Raw genomic sequence first — 18,106 nt, forward strand, 5'->3', positions numbered from 1 at the left:
GTTTGTATCGCATATAAATAAGTTAGCGGCAATTTTAAAACGAACACACTTTACAAAATTGAAAGTATATTTAATAAAATCAAAAAATACAGAATCGGGAACAATAGAAACCTTACCTGAATTTGAACAACTTCAACTTATCGATGATTCAAATATAGAGTTAAAATCTATTTTTGAAAACAACAAAAAAATTGCCATTATTTCTGAATCATCTATTGACATCATATTGGCAACTTTACAAGAAAGCAACCCGAAAAGAAAAGCAATTGAGTTGTTCAAGGATAAATTTATTTTCCGTAAACTGATAAAAGATGAAAATTTCAAAATACACAAAATTGATTTTCAAGACATTTATCAACTTAAAATCAAAAACAAATCTGTTCTTAAACCTTTAAAAGGTTGTTTCGGTACAGCTGTAAAGATTATTGATGAATATACAGATTTACAGAAACTTCAAAAGGAAATTCGTAAAGAATTAGAAAAAAACAGTACTGTATTCAATGAGAATGTATTGACTTTAAATGAATTTATTGTTGAAGATTTTATTGAAGGGCAAGAATATGCCATAGATATGTTTTATAATAGTGATGGTAAACCGTGTATTGTCAATATTTACCATCATCCGATTCCAAAATACGAACAATATTTGCATATGATTTATTATTCGTCCAAAAATACATTTAATGAAATTTATCCATTGGCAAAATCGTTTTTTGAGCAATTGAACGAAAAAATAAATGTTACGGATTTTCCAATGCATTGTGAATTTAAACTCATTGGTAATAAATTGATTCCAATAGAAATTAATCCAATGAGATTTGGAGGAATGGGTTTAGGTAATCTAACTTATTATTCATTTAACATAAACCCATACCAATATTTTTTGGAAAATAGAGAACCAAATTGGTCTGAGATTTTTCAAAATGTGGACGATGATTTACGTTTTGTTTATTTCATAGCATACAATGCATTTTCAAAAGATAAAAATACGAACTACCCAAACATACAGAAATTAAAAAATGAATTTACTAATATAAAACTCGAACAATTATTTGATTATCAGAAACAACTCGCATTTGGTGTTTTCTGTTTACAAGAGAACGAAGAAAACCTTCACAGATTGTTACAAATTGATTTTGATGATTATTTTGAACCAATATTATAATGAACAAAAACTTTTTACAAGAAGAAATCGTTTTGGAAAACGAAAGACTTAAACTTATTCCTTTTAACAGAGAATATACCCGAAAATTAGAATCAATAATATTCGATGATTCCGTATGGGAGTTTATGGGAATGTATGTGCGAACACAACAAGATTTTAAAAATTATATTGAAAGTACTATAGAATTTCAAGGGATAAACCATTATGCCTTTTTGATTTTCGACAAGCAAACTAATGAATTTGCAGGAAGTACAAGATTTGGAAACATCAATTTCAATAGTGAAAAATTAGAAATAGGTTGGACTTGGTACGGGAAAAAACATCACGGAACAGGACTAAACCACGCAACAAAATTTGAATTATTAAAACATTGTTTTGAAAACATAAAATTAAGAAGAGTGCAATTCAGTGCTGATTTGGAGAATTTAGCCTCGCAAAGAGCCATAACAAAATTAGGAGCAAAACAAGAAGGAATTTTTAGAAATAATTACATAGATTCTGAAGGTAAAAGTAAAAATGACGTTTATTTCAGCATCATTCGGGAAGAATGGGAAGAAATAAAACTGAAAAACTTTGGGAACTTAAAATAAAACTGCCACTAACAAGGGTTTTGCAATAGTGGGGCGAAACTGCAAAGTTCAACGGCAGTTCTTCGATTGAACTTTTGTGCAAAATTGAAGATTTGTGCTTCGATTGCCCCACCATCGCAAAGCCCCAAACCGTTATGAGCAAGCTAAAAAAACATCGATGAAAGAACAAAATATTCTTATTTTAACAATACTACTTTTCATTACAAGTTGTGGAATGAAAAGTAAACAAGACTTGACTGAAAACTATGATAAAAATAAATCTGAAATAATAAAATTAAAAAATTATTTCAATGAAATTGTTCCTAAAGGATTTATAGTCAGTATTAGATATGAATCATCCGATGAAATAAATCTATTTGTGTATGAACCAATAGAAAATTCAGAAAAGAGTGAATTATTGTTTCAGCAATGGAATTTAAATTTAGATAATTACGAACCTAAAGCTCAAACAGAGTACGAAAAAAAATATAACGGCAAAACCAACTCACTTGAAATTTTGAAACAAAAACTTAATTGGAATGACGAAACGTTTGCCGAATTGTATAATAAATTAGAAAATGTAAACTGTATTGGAATTTCTAACGGAAATTCAACTGAAATCGAATATGGATTTAAAGGAACGGGAGTTTTTAGTTATGAGATTTTTGATAAAAATTTAAGTAAAGAACTTCAAGAAAAATATTCTGACGATTGTTCGCAAATGTTTTACAAGGATAATATTGTTCTTAAATACGGAAGTGGAGCAATTGGAAGTTTTTGCATACCAGAATTTAAGAGAACAAAATAATAGCCTGCACATAACAGCCACTACAACGGATTTCGACAATAGGCTTAATGGAAAGATGGTTTTGTACTTGGGATGATTTAGCTAATCCGAAAATAGGGATTAATTTAGTCCCAAACCCGCTGTAGTGCCAAGACGTTAGCCGTAATTTTAAAATAGACCGGAGAAAAATACAAATGAAAAAAAATCACTTAATCTTATTGTTCCCTTTTTTCTTTTTCACAAACTTATATTCCCAAATGTCGACGGAAGTAGTTCCAATTTCCGAAACTTATTCTTCCAATGGAAAATTTAAATTATTATCAATTTCCTATGATGATGAATTCCCAAATCTAAAAGGAGAATCTTTCGTTTCATATACTCAAGAATATGACAGTATTGGAGTTAGAAAAAAATTTTATAAAATAAATAGGTCTTTTGATGTTTATGAAGGTAATTCGTTTTTCACTGCAATCAGTAACGATGGAAGAAAAATCATATATATCACCAATTATATTTATGAAAGTGGCTTAGAAAATAAAAATATCACTTATTATGTTGACGGTAAACTAGAAAAAACATATACAACTGAAGAATTTATTAACTGTGATAAAAACAAAGAAAAGTGTGAGCTATTTTACGACAATCAATATCAAATAATTGAAGGTCGAAGTTCTACAATAAAACAATATAAAAACACTGCTTCGGATATAGACATTTTTTTGAATAAAAATTTTATTTTCAATAAAAATGATACAATATATGTAATTGATTCAAGAAAAAAAATAACACTTTATGATTTAGATAAAGGGAAAATTATAGGTTCAAAAATAAACTTTGATTCCATTTATTCAAAAATTAAAAATATAGAGTCCATTAAAAGCAGAGTTTCCTACTATAAATATCCTTACAAATATGTAACGGACATCCAAAACTCAGTAAACAATGAAAAACTTTCCGCAAGTATTAGCAAAATAGCTAATTTGAAATTTATTTCTATAAATGATTCAACTTATCGTAAATACAAACTTTTTAGAATTGCATTAAGCGGTTATATGAATCGAAAAGGAAAATTTGAAATTGAAAATTTGGAAACCGATTCAATATTCGACAGAAAATTGATAGAAAATTATATAACAACAACGACGTTCAAAACAGAGTTTATTCCCCAAGAAGTTGACAAAATTTATTTAAAACATTTTTTCGGTGGGTATCGTAGTTACGATGATAAAATAGCAGAACAAGAAACATTTAAAGAAAAAGAAAGAAGAACAGAAGAATTTAAAAAACGTCTTACGCTTGAAAAAATCAATAACATTTATATTCCTAAAAACCTATTTGAATGTATGACAGAATTAGACCATATTCTGAATTTTGAAAGTAAAAAGCAATTAATTGAAGCAAAAGATTCTTGGGAATTTAACTCACATATGGGAGGATTAGGGATGTGGATTAGAAACAATTGGGGAATTAATGGCGGATCTAGACTTCTAAAATACTTTAACGACCGAAATATAGGAAAAGAAATGTTCGGAAATGACGCAATTTCAGGTGTAGTTATTAGTCAGTACATTATATGGTTGAAAGGAGACAAAAGTGCTTGGAAAAAATGGGAAAGACAAAATTCCATACATAAATAAAAACTACGGCTAACAGCCGTTACACGAGATTTGGGCATTTCGCTGAATTTAGAGATGGTTTTGTACTTGGGAAATTTGTGTTTAACCGAAAAACCTCGCTTCTTTAATCCCAAACCTCGTGTAGCGCCAGAACGTTAGCACCAATTACCAAAAAACGACGAAAAAACCAATGAACTAAAGTAATAAATGGTAAAAGCATACTTTGATGAAATCCGACAACAACTTTTAACAGAACTTGATAATGCTCAAGAAAAAATTGTTGTTGCAGTTTACTGGTTTACTAATAAAACATTATTCCAACGTTTAATAGACAAAGTAGAAGCAGGGCTTAATGTTGAGTTAATAATTCATAACGACTATATAAATAACAGAGAAGCGGGACTTCCATTCCAAGAATTTATAGATAAAGGTGGTGAGTTTTACTTTTCTAGTACATTAAATCCAATGCATAATAAATTCTGCGTTATTGATAATAAAGTTCTCATAAATGGTTCTTATAACTGGACGTATTATGCAGAGGATAGAAACAGAGAAAACATATTGCTGATTAAAGAAGAGCAAGAAACAATTGATGCTTTTAGCATTGAATTCGAAAGACTAAAATCTTTGACTGAGAAAATTGAGACAATTAGAGCATTGACAAAATTTGAAGTTGACGAATTCAATTTATTAAGAGCAAGAGATTATTTAGCTAATGACATCGTATTTCAAGCAAAAGCAACGGGAAACAAAGATATTATTGAAAGTGCTTTTCAATTAGCTTCTGAAAACATAGAAGTTCAAAAAACTGCATTTGACCTTAATCTAACTAAACGTTACAAATTAAAACATTCAATTGGTTCTAGTGTGAAAGACGATGGTTATTTGATAATTGTGCCGAAAGATAGTTTTATCCCTATTAGTTTAAGTGCAATTGTTATTACTACTGTTGACAATCAGGTTTCATCAGGAGCGACAATTCATTATGGAGAAAATCCAAAGGCAAGTTTAAATCAAGCATTAGTAAAGATGGTTATTAATAAAATACCCCCAAAACCTGCTGGAGAAGCTAAATTGAAATATCATTTTACAATAGACATATATGGTAACTTGAAAATGCATAAATTCTCACTTGACACTGGATTAGGTCAAATAATCAATAAAAAAATAACTGAATTACTTGAAGAAGAAAAAGAATAACTGGTGCTAACAGCCACCACAACGGATTTGGGCATTAGGCTTAATGGAAAAATGGTCTTGTATTTGGGATGATTTGGCAAATCCGAAAATAGGGCTTAATTTAGTCCCAAACCCGCTGTTGTACCAAGACGTTAGCGGAAATGCAAAAAAAACTGCAGTAAATTGGAACTTTTGTTAAGCGCTGTGGAAAAAAACTTCAGCCGGAATGCTAAAGTAATTTTTAAGTTTTTGAGCCATTTTTAATGTGATTTCTCTCTTTCCGGAAAGAATTGCAGAAACGTGTCCCTTGCTTCCAATTATTGGCTCAAGATCTTTGGCTTTCATCCCCATTTCCTGCATTTTGTATTTAATTACTTCTAACGCGTCAAGCTCAGGTAATTCATAATGTTTATCATCATAATCTTTTACCAGAACCAATAGCAAATCTAATTCATCACTTTCCGCTGAGTTTGGCTCTGCATGGAAAATTTCCATCAATCTTATAGAAGCTTTATTATAATCTTCTTCTGTTTTTAACACTTTCCAGTTCATAGATTTTTATCGTTTAAGATTGCTGTATCAAAAGCAACAGTTTCAACATTAATTTTATCATATTCTTTGTGAGTTCCAAACCAAATAACATAACAGGCCATTTGCAGGAAATTAATTGAAATAACTAATCGAAAATCATTTCCTTTAATATTGAAAACAACTCTTTCATTATTAACAATACTTGCATTTCCATAAACTCGTTTGAGTTCGTTGAAATTATGAAAATCCAATTTCGTAAATTCATTATACCAAATCAACAATTGCGTTTTTGCAATTGGATATTTTTCGGTGTAAAATAAAATAGTTTTCTTTATGAGGATTTTCATGTGACAAATATAACTAAAAGTTTTCATTTTGCAAACTAATTGTTTCGTCAATTAAAATCTGTGTTAACAAAGGCACTTCCGCAAACAGCTACTACAACGAATTTGGGCAATGGGCTCAATGGGAAGTTGGTTTTGTATTTGGAATATTTGGCAAATCCGAAGAATGGGCTTAATTTAGTCCCAAACCCGCTGTAGTACCATAACATTAGCGGTAATGGCATCCCCCCCACAAACCATCCAACAATTTCAACCTAGACAAGTTCTAAAAGAGAATTTAATAGTTTATTTCGCTAATAGCTTTCTATTTTCCGGTAATCTTCTTTCTATGACCGGCTCCCCAGTCACTTAAAGTTCTTAAAACGTCTTTCAGTGTTTCGCTGTATGACGATGCTTCATAAACAATACTTACAGGTGTGGTGTCATATACATTTCTCACTATCAATTCGTTTTGCTCTAAATGCTTGAGTTCTTGCGCTAATATTTTGGGAGAAATACCTTCCACCTCTCTCATAATTTCGTTAAACCGCTTGGGTGCATTTACCAAACTCAATACAATGGGCAATTTCCATTTGCCATTCAATACATACAAAGCGTCTATAACGTTCTTTAAATTGCTTGTGCATTCTGTTTTTGTCATTTTTGCCGTTTTTTTGTTGCTATATTGCAAATATAATAACTTTCCAAAAGGTAACTGCTTTCCTTTGGGTAACTACTATCTTTTCGATACTTATTGGGTGTACTTTTATATTATTAAACCATAAAAAAATAAACAATGAGTCAAAAGAAAATATTACAGCTTAATTCCAGCATAATGGGTGAGCAATCGTATAGTAGAAAATTGGGTAATGCTATCATAGAAAAAATTCAGGAAAAATATCCTGAAAGCACAGTTGAGCAGTTGGATTTGGTAGAAAGCAACATTCCACATCTCTCTCCTGAAACGTTTCAAGCTATGTTTACACCACTAGAAAATCAAACAGAAGAAACAAAACAAAAACTTAAATTATCTGATAAATTGGTGAAACAATTATTTAATGCAGATATTATCGTGATAGGGGCACCACTCATCAATCGCACTATTCATAGTTCGCTCAAAGCCTGGATAGACCATATCACACGCCGTGGAATTACTTTTGGTTATAGCAAAGAGGGTTTGCCCATAGGTTTCGTGTCGGGTAAAAAAATATATGTTGCGATGAGTTCGGGGGGTATTTATACCGATGAGCAAGGCAGAGCCAATGATTTTGTAGTACCTTATCTGCAATCTTTTTTAGGCGCTTTAGGAATGACAAACCTTACCGTATTCAGAGCAGAAGGACTTCACGTGTCTGAGGTACAAGATAAGGCATTGGAAAAAGGAATTAATAGTATTGTGATTGAGTAATCACTGAATTGATTAATCTTTAGCAAAATGCTCAATGGTAAATGCTATTGAGCATTTTGAATTTAGTACACATTACAAATTCATCCATTTTCAATTATGTTTGTTCCTATGACTGTTCATAACCTTTACATCAACGAAAAAATAATAGAATGAATACACGTCTTCTGTAAAGAAAACAGAAATATTACTTAAACCAAGGTAAACGGACGAAACGCCACATACCGCTAACAATTACAACGGATTTTGGGCAATTGATTTAACACAATATTCCACAAGATCTTTTCTAAAAAAGGAATGACTATCTTTGCAATCCAAATTCACAAAATGAAAGCAACAGACAATTCCGAAAAAACCAATTTACATCCCCGAAATCTTCATCGTTCGCGTTATGATTTCAAACTTCTTATTTCGAATTGTCCGGAACTAAAAAAACATGTTGCGATCAACATTCACGGAAGTGAAACAATCGATTTCAGTAATCCTGAGTCAGTAAAAGCACTGAACAAAGCATTATTACAAACGTATTATGACATTAAGAATTGGAGTATTCCAAGAAATTATCTCTGTCCGCCAATTCCCGGAAGAGCCGATTATATTCATTATTTAGCTGATTTACTGGCGGAAACCAACAACGGAATTATTCCGACTGGCGCATCCGTTTTAGGTTTGGACATCGGAACCGGATCTAATTGCATTTACCCTATTTTAGGAAATGCCATTTATGACTGGAGTTTTGTTGGAACGGATATCGATAAAAGCGCGATTCAGAATTGCGCAAAAATCATTGAAGAAAATCCAAAATTAATTGACGCAATCAGTCTTCAGCAACAAACAGAATCCCGATTTATTTTCAAAAATATCATTACCCCTGAGGATCGTTTTACGTTTACGATGTGTAATCCTCCTTTTCACGCTTCAGCCGAAGATGCGCATCAAAGTACTGTTAGAAAAGTATCTAATCTGAATCCGAAGGAAAAGAAAAAAACAAATCCGGTTTTAAACTTCGGAGGTCAAAATGCCGAATTATGGTGTGATGGCGGCGAAATTGGTTTTGTTACTCAAATGATTTACGAAAGTGCTAAATATGCTATGCAATGTCAATGGTTCACGACTTTAGTTTCTAAAAGAGAAAACCTTTCGAGCATTTACAAAACACTAAATAAAGTAAATGCAGCCTTCATAAAAACTATTGATATGGCGCAGGGCCAAAAAACCAGCCGAATTGTAGCGTGGACTTTCTTAAGTGAAGCACAACAAAAATCCTGGAAACTGCAAAACACTGATTTCCAGCCTTGAAACTTGATTTATTAATTTGCTTTTGGTAGATTTGATTCTAAATCATTTAATATCAAAACTATGGCAGATTATATTGGTTACCTGGCATCTATTTTTATTGTTGGAGGTTTTTTATTAAAAGACCTCAGAACGATACGATTCATCAATCTCTTCGGATGCATTTGCTTCGTGATTTACGGTATTTTTCTGAAAGATTATAATGATTTCAATCAATGGCTTTTACCGATTATAATTCCGAATGCTATTTTAGCGATTGTTCAAATATATCATCTCACCGTAAAAGATACTAAAAGGTTGTAATTCTGATACTTTAAACCAAAATTCTGATACTTTAACTTCATGATTCGAAGTACCTTTATAGTAAATTGAATTTTATGACCACACCGAAAATATTCTTTAGAATAGTACTGTTCACCTTACTTGCAAGTTGTGCTTCTTCAAAAAAAGCAAAGTTCGAAGATTATGTTTTTGAAACAAAAAGCGAAAAACAAACGTATGTAAGTGCGTACGATAAAGCGCTAAAACTTTGGGATATTCCGTATACTGAAGAAATCATTCAAACCCGTTTTGGACCCGCACACCTCGTTATTTCCGGACCAAAAAACGGCAAGGATTTAGTCTTGCTTCACGGTATGGATGCCAGCTCAACCATGTGGTTTCCAAATATTAAACCATTGGCTAAAAACCATAGAATTTATGCCATCGACTTTTTAATGGAACCCGGCAAATCAAACTTAACTGCTAAACCACTATCAAAAGAAGAAATTGTCCTTTGGTACAATGAAATTTTCACGCATTATAAATTAAAGAAATTTGATATTGTCGGGGCTTCCCGAGGAGGATGGATTGCGACATTATTGGCTACGCAGAAACCAAATTCTATTGATAAAATCGTTTTATTAAGTCCAGCGCAAACTTTTAAGTTTATTGATAAAATGGGTAAAACAACAACGGCGTTAATGCTTAAACTTTTTCCGAGTGAAAAGAAATTCGAAAAAACATTAACTACTTTTTCAACGCATCCTGAAAAGATAAGTGCCGTTTATAAAAAACAATTTTATTTAGCCAACAAATACGCCAAATCGAATTCGAGTATGCTAAAAATGACGCCTTTTTCAGATGATGAATTAAGATCTATCACAAATCCGGTTTTGGTTTTGATTGGTGATAAAGATGTCATTAATTCTGATGAAAGTCTGGAACGTGCGAAGAAATATTTACCGAATAGTAAAACTAAAAAAGTAGCAGACGCAGGACATTTTTTAAGTATTGACCAAGCCAAAATTGTAAATGATGCTATGGCTGATTTTTTAGATTAATATACAAAATTGCAATTGTTACAAATCATAAAATTAAGTGTTATTCACATTTAATAAACTGCTATTTTATATTTTCAAATAAAAAAATCCTTTATAATTAATAATTACATATATTTGTCCAATGTGATACTTTTCTTATAAAAAACAAAGTAATACAACTAGATCGCATTGTCATTACATTTAAAATCTTATACCACATGCTTAAAAATGTAAAATCGTAGACAAGTACCAGCTTTTTCAATTTTAGAAATTCCAAAGCAAATTTAATCCATTCAAGTGATTTACGACAGCTCCCAAAATGATGCTGTTTTAAATTGAAGATTTCTATTGCTGTAACCAAAAAAAACTAAAATGAAAAAAAATGTACTAAAAACCAAATTACTTTTCGAACTGAAAAAAACATTAGTATCCCCTTTTGTTATGTCGATCATTTTACTGAATGGTCTATCAACCCAGGCAAAAGAAAACATACCCAATGCAAAGTCAAATGTTTCTTTAAAACAAAATAAAATTGCTGACATAGTAAAAGGTAAAGTCACCGATGAAGCTGGTGCGCCTTTAACAGGCGTAAGTGTCCTTGTAAAAGGAACTAAAAATGGTGCTATTACTGACATCGATGGAAATTATACTGTAAATGCCAAAAAAGGAGATGTTTTACAATTTTCATATGTGGGTCTTGATACGCAATCAGTCACTGTAACAGGAGAAATAGTAAATGTAACATTAAAAGGAAGTGGGGAAACTTTAAATGATATTGTCGTTTTAGGCTCTCGAAATCCAACAAGAGTTGTAACGGAATCTGCGGTAGCGATTGACGTTATCAGCATGAAAAAAATTGCTTCTCAGGGCGCACAAACCAATTTAAATCAGATTTTGAATATGGTAGCCCCTTCGTTTACCTCTAATACACAAACTGTTGCAGATGGAACTGATCACTTAGATCCTGCTCAGTTAAGAGGATTAGGACCTGATCAGGTTTTAGTTTTATTAAACGGAAAAAGAAGACATACTTCATCGTTAGTCAATATTAATGGTACTCCGGGAAGAGGATCTGTAGGAACGGATTTGAATGCAATTCCTTCGTTTGCCATTGAAAAAATCGAAGTTCTAAGAGACGGTGCCTCTGCACAATATGGTTCTGATGCAATTGCTGGAGTCATTAATCTTAGCCTAAAGAAAAACACAAAAAAAATTGATGTTAATCTTTTCTCTGGAAGTAATTTCTCCAAAAATGCTAATGATCATAGAGGAGGAAATGATGGGAATCATTACCAAATGGATGCTAATTTTGGAACAGATCTGGGCAAAGAAAAGAGTTTTATCAATTTGACAGGAAGTTTACAATTACGAGATGCGACAAGCAGAGCCAATGATGCTGCCGGAACAATATTTAATGGGTATAATGCAGTAGAACAAAGAGCATTTGAAGACGGTATTAATATTAATTCTCTTTTTGCAAACATCAACAATACGCCAAATTCGACTCAAATTTTCAACACAATAAAAACGTATGCACCACAAGTAGGTTATTTTACAGCTGCTCAGCAATCGTCAATTAATAATGCTGCTAATATTTCGCAATTACAAACTGCATTAAATTTTGATGCTACCGATGGAGAGTTGGCCTATAGAAATCTTGAAAGAAAAGATTTTAACATGAGAGTTGGTCAATCTTCTTTTAAAAGTGTTCAGTTTTTCTTAAATGCAGCGTATCCAATAAATGATAAATTGGAAGTATATGTTTTTGGAGGAAGCAGTTATCGAGAAGGGGAATCGGCAGGTTTTTATAGAAGACCAAATCAGTCAAGATCTTATACGGGTTTATATCTGAACGGATTTTTACCTGAAATTCATTCTACAATTAATGACATTTCAGTAGCGGCGGGACTTAGAGGTACCTTCTTAAAAGATTGGAATTTTGATTTGAGTAACACTTATGGCCGAAATGCTTTTAATTACAGTATCGAGAATACAGTAAATTCAACTCTAAGAGAAGGTTCCCCTACAAAATTTGATGCTGGTGGTTTACGCTTTGCTCAGAACACTACTAATTTTGACATGAGCAAAAAATTTGATGTTTTAAAAGGATTAAACATTGCACTTGGTTCTGAATATCGCCATGAAATGTATGGTATTAATGCAGGAGTTCCGGAATCTTACAATCAATATGATATTAATGGAAATGTGATTAACGCAACAACGCCTGCAAATATTAGGGTTACCGACTTTTATGGTGCCGCGAGACCTGGAGGCGCACAGGTTTTTCCCGGATATAGAGCTGAAAATGCAAAAAATCAATCCAGAAACAGCTATGCTTTTTATACTGATTTAGAGTTGGATGTTACGGATAAATGGCTACTAAATGGTGCTGCCCGTTTTGAAAATTATTCCGATTTTGGAAATACAACCAACTTCAAATTAGCGACTCGTAACAAATTAACAGACAATATCAATTTACGCGGAGCGATATCTACAGGATTTAGAGCACCGTCATTACACCAAATTTATTACGAATCGACTGCTACACAATTTACAGGAGGAGTTCCATTTGAAGTAGGGACATTCAGCAATGATTCTGAAGTAGCAAAATTATTAGGAATTCCAAAGCTAAAACAAGAAGAATCCAGAAGTACAAGCGCCGGATTTACAATTAAAATTCCATCTGCAAATCTAACATTAACTGCAGATGCATATTTTATAAAAATTGATGACAGGGTAATATTAACAGATCAATTTACTCCTACTCCAATTACACAAGGTTTATTTAATCAGGCTGGAGCAAATGCAGCAACTTTTTTCGCGAATGCAATTGACACGGAATCAAAAGGAATTGATGTAGTAATAAGCAACAAAATACCGTTAACCGAAAATCTGACGTTACACAATGATTTCTCTGCAACTTTTTCAAAAACACATCAGGTAGGTGCAATTCACGCATCGCCAATATTGGAAGCTGCCGGTCAGGTAAACACGTATTATTCTGAATCTTCAAGAATTTATCTTGAAGAAGCAATTCCGAGAATAAAAGCAAACTTCACGAATAGCCTGACCTACAAAAGATTTGATTTCTTTTTAAGAAATGTCTATTTTGGACAAGTTACTGATCCAAATGTCGCTGATGTCAATGGTGATGGTCTTGTAGGTGCAATTGTTGTAAATGGAAAAGCCGTTGAAAATGAACATCCAATTTGGGGAGCTAAAATTATTACGGATATGTCTGTTGGAATAAAAATTACTGATGCAACAAGAGTTGTTATCGGGGCCAACAACATTTTTGATATTTATCCTGATAAAAACTTAGGGCCGCAAATGGCAAAAAGAGCTAATGGCGTCGATGCAAACGGAGTTGTTACCTATGCTCCTACTGCAACTGCAATCGATTTATCAAATCAAAATCAGTTTGTGTATTCACGAAATGTATCTCAATTTGGTCAAAATGGCCGATTTGTTTTTGCGAGATTAAGTTTGAGCTTTTAAGTTATTTTTAAAGATATTGTTCTAAAAACCGTCAATAAATTATTGGCGGTTTTTTTTTGTTCGTAATTTAAATCGAATTCAAACTTTGTATCTTTACAAAACTAAACTTTTCATCAGTCCAAAATGAATTTCCAGGTATCCTCAGAATATAGTCCGAAAGGTGATCAGCCACAAGCAATTGAAAAATTGGCACAAGGTGTTCGAGATGGCGAAAAATATCAAACTTTATTAGGAGTTACCGGATCCGGAAAAACATTTACAGTTGCCAATGTTATTGAGGAAGTTCAAAGACCAACATTAGTTTTGGCACACAATAAAACTTTGGCGGCCCAATTGTATTCTGAATTCAAACAGTTTTTTCCGAATAATGCCGTTGAATATTTTGTTTCTTACTACGATTATTATCAACCGGAAGCTTTCATGCCCGTAACTGGCGTTTTCATTGAAAAAGATTTATCTATCAATGAAGAGCTTGAAAAAATGCGTTTGAGCACCACTTCTTCCCTACTTTCAGGGCGTCGCGATATTTTGGTTGTGGCTTCGGTTTCGTGTTTGTATGGTATTGGAAACCCCGTTGAATTTCAGAAAAATGTAATTGAGATTGCAAGAGATCAGGTTATTTCGAGAACTAAATTACTACACAGTTTAGTACAGAGTTTATATGCGAGAACTGAGGCCGATTTTACACCTGGAACCTTCAGAATCAAAGGCGACACTGTAGAAGTTTACCCAAGTTATGCCGATGACGCTTTTAGAATTCACTTTTTTGGAGATGAAATTGAAGAAATCGAATCCTTTGATGCTAAGACTTCTCAAGTCATTGAAAAATTTAAAAGGCTGACGATTTATCCTGCCAATATGTTTGTGACTTCTCCGGATGTTTTACAAGGAGCAATTTGGGAAATTCAGCAGGATTTGGTAAAACAAGTGGATTATTTTAAAGAAATAGGAAAACATCTCGAAGCAAAACGTTTGGAAGAACGAACTAATTTCGATTTAGAAATGATTCGCGAATTGGGATATTGCTCCGGAATTGAAAATTATTCCCGTTACCTTGACGGAAGAGAAGCCGGAACAAGACCTTTCTGTTTATTAGATTATTTCCCAAATGATTATTTGATGGTTGTCGATGAAAGTCACGTGACGATTTCGCAGGTTCATGCTATGTACGGAGGCGATCGCAGCCGTAAAGAAAATCTGGTGGAATATGGTTTCCGACTTCCGGCAGCGATGGACAACAGACCTTTGAAGTTTGAAGAATTTGAAGCCATGCAAAATCAGGTGATTTATGTTTCGGCGACTCCTGCCGACTATGAATTGCAAAAATCGGATGGAATTTATGTTGAACAGGTTATTCGCCCGACAGGATTGTTGGATCCAATTATAGAAATCAGACCAAGTTTAAATCAGATTGATGATTTGATCGAAGAAATTCAGGTTCGCTGTGAATTGGATGAAAGAGTTTTGGTAACGACTTTAACCAAAAGAATGGCCGAGGAATTAGCCAAATATTTGACCAAAGTTAATATTCGCTGTCGTTATATTCACTCTGACGTTGATACTTTAGAGCGAATCGAAATCATGCAGGATTTGCGAAAAGGTATTTTTGATGTTTTAATTGGAGTGAACTTACTTCGTGAAGGTCTGGATTTGCCCGAAGTTTCGCTTGTTGCCATTTTAGATGCCGATAAAGAAGGTTTTTTAAGAAGCCACAGATCGTTAACGCAAACCATTGGTCGCGCGGCGAGAAATCTAAATGGAAAAGCGATTTTGTATGCCGATAAAATTACGGGAAGTATGCAAAAAACCATTGACGAAACAAATTATCGCAGAACTAAACAGATTAATTTCAACGTTGAAAATAACATTACGCCACAAGCTTTAAATAAAAAAATCGACAGTGCTTTTACTAAGAATCCGTTGGTGGAATATGAGTTAGGACATACTTTGTCTGTTGCAGCTGAGCCAGAAACTGCTTATTTATCAAAATCGGAATTGGAAAAAATGATTCGCGAGAAACGAAAATCAATGGAAAAAGCGGCTAAAGATTTAGACTTTTTGCAAGCTGCCAAATTACGTGACGATATTAAAAAATTACAGGAACAATTGCCTTAAAAAAATACAACACATTAATTGTCAATCATTTAAAATAATTTAATAAATTTACAAATCCATAATCTACTAGTATTTCGGTCTTACTTCTAAACTAGAAAAATTATGAACACTAAATTTATTTTAATTGCTGCCTTTTGTGGTCCGGTAATTTCTGTTTCAGGACAAATTAAGCCACAACCCATTCCAGAAAAAATTGTTACAGATGTTTATTTCGGGCAAAAAGTCGAAGATCCTTATCGATACCTCGAAAATTTAGATGATCCACAAGTGGTAAGCTGGATGAAATCCAATGCTAATTATGCACAGGAAAAATTAAATGAAACTCCTGAACGTGAAAAACTTATTAAAAAGCTAAAGGAGCTTGATGCCAGAAAGGAAAGCACCATTTCTAAACTACAAATAACCGAAAACAATTATTATTTCTATTTAAAGCGAAATGCTAAAGAAGAAAATGGAAAGCTCTATTACAGAATAGGATACGATGGAATTGAAAAATTGTTATTTGATCCGGAAACGTATCATAAGGTAGCAGGAGTAAATTACAATATCAGCAGTATTACTCCAAATGAAAAAGGAGACAAAGTTGCAATTGAAATTGCACCAAGCGGTTCTGAAAGTGCTGAATTAATCATCATAAATATTGATGGAAAAAGATATCCTGAAGTATACGACAAATGCTGGTTCAGCTCACCTTCCTGGATGCCGGATGGAAATTCATTTACTTATGCAAGATTAAACTCTTCCAATGTTACGGATCCAAATAGATTATTAAACTCTAAAGTGTATTATCATAAATTAGGAGAAGATCCAAACAAAGATATAGAATACCTGTCAAATGCTACTAATCCCGAACTTAGTATTGGAGAAGAGGAATTTCCCCTGGTTTATTATCATAAAAATTCAAACAAAAATTTTGCTCTGGTTGTTACTGTTGACAATCGAATTAAACTATATGATACTGATTTGAAAGAAAATTTCAAGCCCACAAAATGGACTACTTTAGTAGAGAAAAAAGATGAAGTAACAAACTTTAATGTAGATAAAGAGTTTATATATTATTTAACGTATCATAATGCTCCTAATTTTAAGATTGTTAAGGTTCCTATTTCCCAGCCCAATATGGAAAACGGAAAAACGGTAGTCGAAGAACCTAAAAATGGAAACATTACCGATTTTACAATTACTAAAGACGGGTTATATTATTCTGTAAGAGAAAATGGAGTTCAGGCAAAAGTATTTTATTTAGCAAAAAACAAAACTGAACCTGTTGAATTAAATTTACCGTTTCCGGCGGGTTCTTCCACTTTTTTAACGATTAATGAAAACAAAAGCGATATTTGGGTAACCCTTTCTGGCTGGACCTCTCCAACAAAACGTTATCTATATTCTCCAACTTCCAATACGTTTACTTTTCAACCTTTAACAAAATTTATCGAATACCCTGAATTTAAAGATATAGTTTCAAAAGAGGTTATGATTGCATCGCACGATGGTGTAAAGGTTCCTGTTTCAATTATTTATGATAAAAACACTAAACTAAATGGAGACAATCCAGTTCTCATAATGGGATACGGAGCCTATGGTATTTCATTAGATCCACGTTTCAGTCCCGGATTCATATTACCCTATTGTACTTATGGCGGCGTCTTTGTTGTTCCTCATGTTAGAGGAGGTGGCGAATTAGGTGAAGCCTGGCACAAAGCAGGTTTTAAAGAAACAAAACCCAATACCTGGAAAGATTTAATTGCAACTGCTGAATATTTAATTAATGAAAAATACACTACTTCAAAAAAAATAGCAATTTCCGGAGGAAGTGCCGGTGGTATTTTGATTGGAAGAGCGATTACAGAACGACCAGATTTATTCGCGGCCGCTATTCCGGAAGTGGGATGCCTTAACCCTCTTCGCGCAGAAGCGTCACCTAATGGTCCTGGCAATATTCCTGAATTTGGAACGGTAAAAAATGAAACAGAATTTAAAGCCTTACTCGAAATGGATTCTTTTCATCATATTAAAAAAGGAACTGCATATCCTGCAACTTTAATTACTGCAGGCATGAACGACCCGCGGGTTATCGCGTGGGAACCAGCAAAGTTTGCGGCATTGCTTCAAAATGCCAATAGTTCTGATAAACCAATATTATTTTTAACTGATTTTGAATCCGGTCACGGAATGGGAGACAGTGCAACGAAAGCTATTGAAAAATCAAGCGATGTTATCAGTTTTGCTTATACCTATACCGGGAATCCTAAATTTCAACCTCCGAAAAAAATAAAACAATAGTAAACATTAATAGAGAAGGACTGCATATCACAGTCCTT

The 18,106-nt window shown here is 33.1% G+C and carries 15 protein-coding genes; 12 read left to right on the top strand and 3 right to left on the bottom strand.

Features of this window, described 5'->3' with window-relative positions; all coding sequences use genetic code 11:
* Positions 1-58: 58 nt before the first annotated feature.
* The 5 genes from J2X17_RS08535 to J2X17_RS08555 all read left to right on the top strand — a co-directional run bounded on the left by J2X17_RS08535 (position 59) and on the right by J2X17_RS08555 (position 5,337).
* Positions 59-1,165 carry an ATP-grasp domain-containing protein gene (locus J2X17_RS08535; protein WP_310296538.1) on the top strand — a complete coding sequence of 369 codons (1,107 nt, stop codon included), beginning with the start codon at positions 59-61 and terminating at the stop codon, positions 1,163-1,165.
* The gene (locus tag J2X17_RS08540; protein ID WP_310296540.1) at positions 1,165-1,755 is read left to right on the top strand and encodes a GNAT family N-acetyltransferase; all 591 of its coding nucleotides are present in this window, start codon (positions 1,165-1,167) and stop codon (positions 1,753-1,755) included. Before J2X17_RS08535 ends, J2X17_RS08540 begins: the two co-directional genes overlap by 1 nt.
* Positions 1,756-1,912: 157 nt before the next feature.
* Positions 1,913-2,542 (top strand): hypothetical protein, encoded by a 630-nt coding sequence (locus J2X17_RS08545; RefSeq protein WP_310296542.1) that lies wholly within the window; start codon positions 1,913-1,915, stop codon positions 2,540-2,542.
* Positions 2,543-2,715: 173 nt separating this feature from the next.
* Positions 2,716-4,158 (top strand): DUF6794 domain-containing protein, encoded by a 1,443-nt coding sequence (locus tag J2X17_RS08550; protein ID WP_310296544.1) that lies wholly within the window; start codon positions 2,716-2,718, stop codon positions 4,156-4,158.
* A gap of 186 nt (positions 4,159-4,344) precedes the next feature.
* A complete protein-coding gene (locus J2X17_RS08555; RefSeq protein WP_310296545.1) occupies positions 4,345-5,337 on the top strand; it encodes a phospholipase D-like domain-containing protein in 993 nt (330 codons plus the stop codon).
* A 174-nt stretch (positions 5,338-5,511) separates the two neighbouring features.
* Here J2X17_RS08555 and J2X17_RS08560 read toward each other — a convergent pair whose 3' ends face one another.
* The 3 genes from J2X17_RS08560 to J2X17_RS08570 form a co-directional block, all read right to left on the bottom strand.
* Positions 5,512-5,868 carry a helix-turn-helix domain-containing protein gene (locus J2X17_RS08560; RefSeq protein ID WP_310296547.1) on the bottom strand — a complete coding sequence of 119 codons (357 nt, stop codon included), beginning with the start codon at positions 5,866-5,868 and terminating at the stop codon, positions 5,512-5,514.
* On the bottom strand, positions 5,865-6,194 hold the full coding sequence (locus tag J2X17_RS08565) for a type II toxin-antitoxin system HigB family toxin (protein WP_310296549.1): 330 nt from the start codon (positions 6,192-6,194) through the stop codon (positions 5,865-5,867). The genes J2X17_RS08560 and J2X17_RS08565 overlap by 4 nt, the downstream gene beginning before the upstream one ends.
* Positions 6,195-6,495: 301 nt before the next feature.
* Positions 6,496-6,831 (bottom strand): winged helix-turn-helix transcriptional regulator, encoded by a 336-nt coding sequence (locus tag J2X17_RS08570; RefSeq protein WP_310296550.1) that lies wholly within the window; start codon positions 6,829-6,831, stop codon positions 6,496-6,498.
* A 135-nt stretch (positions 6,832-6,966) separates the two neighbouring features.
* Between J2X17_RS08570 and J2X17_RS08575 the strand changes: the two genes are divergently transcribed.
* From J2X17_RS08575 to J2X17_RS08605, 7 genes are all read left to right on the top strand, one after another.
* On the top strand, positions 6,967-7,578 hold the full coding sequence (locus J2X17_RS08575; RefSeq protein WP_310296552.1) for an FMN-dependent NADH-azoreductase: 612 nt from the start codon (positions 6,967-6,969) through the stop codon (positions 7,576-7,578).
* Between the two features lie 324 nt (positions 7,579-7,902).
* Entirely contained in the window at positions 7,903-8,874 is a 972-nt protein-coding gene (gene rlmF, locus J2X17_RS08580) for a 23S rRNA (adenine(1618)-N(6))-methyltransferase RlmF (protein ID WP_310296553.1), read from the top strand.
* Positions 8,875-8,934: 60 nt separating this feature from the next.
* On the top strand, positions 8,935-9,174 hold the full coding sequence (locus tag J2X17_RS08585; protein WP_310296556.1) for a uroporphyrinogen decarboxylase: 240 nt from the start codon (positions 8,935-8,937) through the stop codon (positions 9,172-9,174).
* 74 nt (positions 9,175-9,248) lie between these two features.
* Positions 9,249-10,193, top strand: coding sequence for an alpha/beta fold hydrolase (locus tag J2X17_RS08590; protein WP_310296558.1), 945 nt, complete (start codon positions 9,249-9,251; stop codon positions 10,191-10,193).
* Between the two features lie 351 nt (positions 10,194-10,544).
* The gene (locus J2X17_RS08595; RefSeq protein ID WP_310296559.1) at positions 10,545-13,670 is read left to right on the top strand and encodes a TonB-dependent receptor; all 3,126 of its coding nucleotides are present in this window, start codon (positions 10,545-10,547) and stop codon (positions 13,668-13,670) included.
* Between the two features lie 123 nt (positions 13,671-13,793).
* A complete protein-coding gene (gene uvrB / locus J2X17_RS08600; RefSeq protein WP_310296561.1) occupies positions 13,794-15,785 on the top strand; it encodes an excinuclease ABC subunit UvrB in 1,992 nt (663 codons plus the stop codon).
* A 102-nt stretch (positions 15,786-15,887) separates the two neighbouring features.
* Positions 15,888-18,068, top strand: a complete 2,181-nt coding sequence (locus J2X17_RS08605) for a prolyl oligopeptidase family serine peptidase (protein WP_310296563.1) — start codon at positions 15,888-15,890, stop codon at positions 18,066-18,068.
* The last annotated feature ends 38 nt before the right edge of the window (positions 18,069-18,106 follow it).

Origin of the sequence: Flavobacterium aquidurense, from assembly GCF_031458035.1 — a bacterium.
In the GTDB taxonomy this organism is placed as follows: Bacteria; Bacteroidota; Bacteroidia; order Flavobacteriales; family Flavobacteriaceae; genus Flavobacterium; species Flavobacterium aquidurense_C.

Coding starts and splice junctions, on each gene's coding strand:
- J2X17_RS08540 (WP_310296540.1), top strand. CDS start 1,165: ATGAACAAAAACTTTTTACAAGAAGAAATCGTTTTGGAAAACGAAAGA.
- J2X17_RS08545 (WP_310296542.1), top strand. CDS start 1,913: ATGAAAGAACAAAATATTCTTATTTTAACAATACTACTTTTCATTACA.
- J2X17_RS08550 (WP_310296544.1), top strand. CDS start 2,716: ATGAAAAAAAATCACTTAATCTTATTGTTCCCTTTTTTCTTTTTCACA.
- J2X17_RS08555 (WP_310296545.1), top strand. CDS start 4,345: ATGGTAAAAGCATACTTTGATGAAATCCGACAACAACTTTTAACAGAA.
- J2X17_RS08560 (WP_310296547.1), bottom strand. CDS start 5,868: ATGAACTGGAAAGTGTTAAAAACAGAAGAAGATTATAATAAAGCTTCT.
- J2X17_RS08565 (WP_310296549.1), bottom strand. CDS start 6,194: ATGAAAATCCTCATAAAGAAAACTATTTTATTTTACACCGAAAAATAT.
- J2X17_RS08570 (WP_310296550.1), bottom strand. CDS start 6,831: ATGACAAAAACAGAATGCACAAGCAATTTAAAGAACGTTATAGACGCT.
- J2X17_RS08575 (WP_310296552.1), top strand. CDS start 6,967: ATGAGTCAAAAGAAAATATTACAGCTTAATTCCAGCATAATGGGTGAG.
- rlmF (WP_310296553.1), top strand. CDS start 7,903: ATGAAAGCAACAGACAATTCCGAAAAAACCAATTTACATCCCCGAAAT.
- J2X17_RS08585 (WP_310296556.1), top strand. CDS start 8,935: ATGGCAGATTATATTGGTTACCTGGCATCTATTTTTATTGTTGGAGGT.
- J2X17_RS08590 (WP_310296558.1), top strand. CDS start 9,249: ATGACCACACCGAAAATATTCTTTAGAATAGTACTGTTCACCTTACTT.
- J2X17_RS08595 (WP_310296559.1), top strand. CDS start 10,545: ATGAAAAAAAATGTACTAAAAACCAAATTACTTTTCGAACTGAAAAAA.
- uvrB (WP_310296561.1), top strand. CDS start 13,794: ATGAATTTCCAGGTATCCTCAGAATATAGTCCGAAAGGTGATCAGCCA.
- J2X17_RS08605 (WP_310296563.1), top strand. CDS start 15,888: ATGAACACTAAATTTATTTTAATTGCTGCCTTTTGTGGTCCGGTAATT.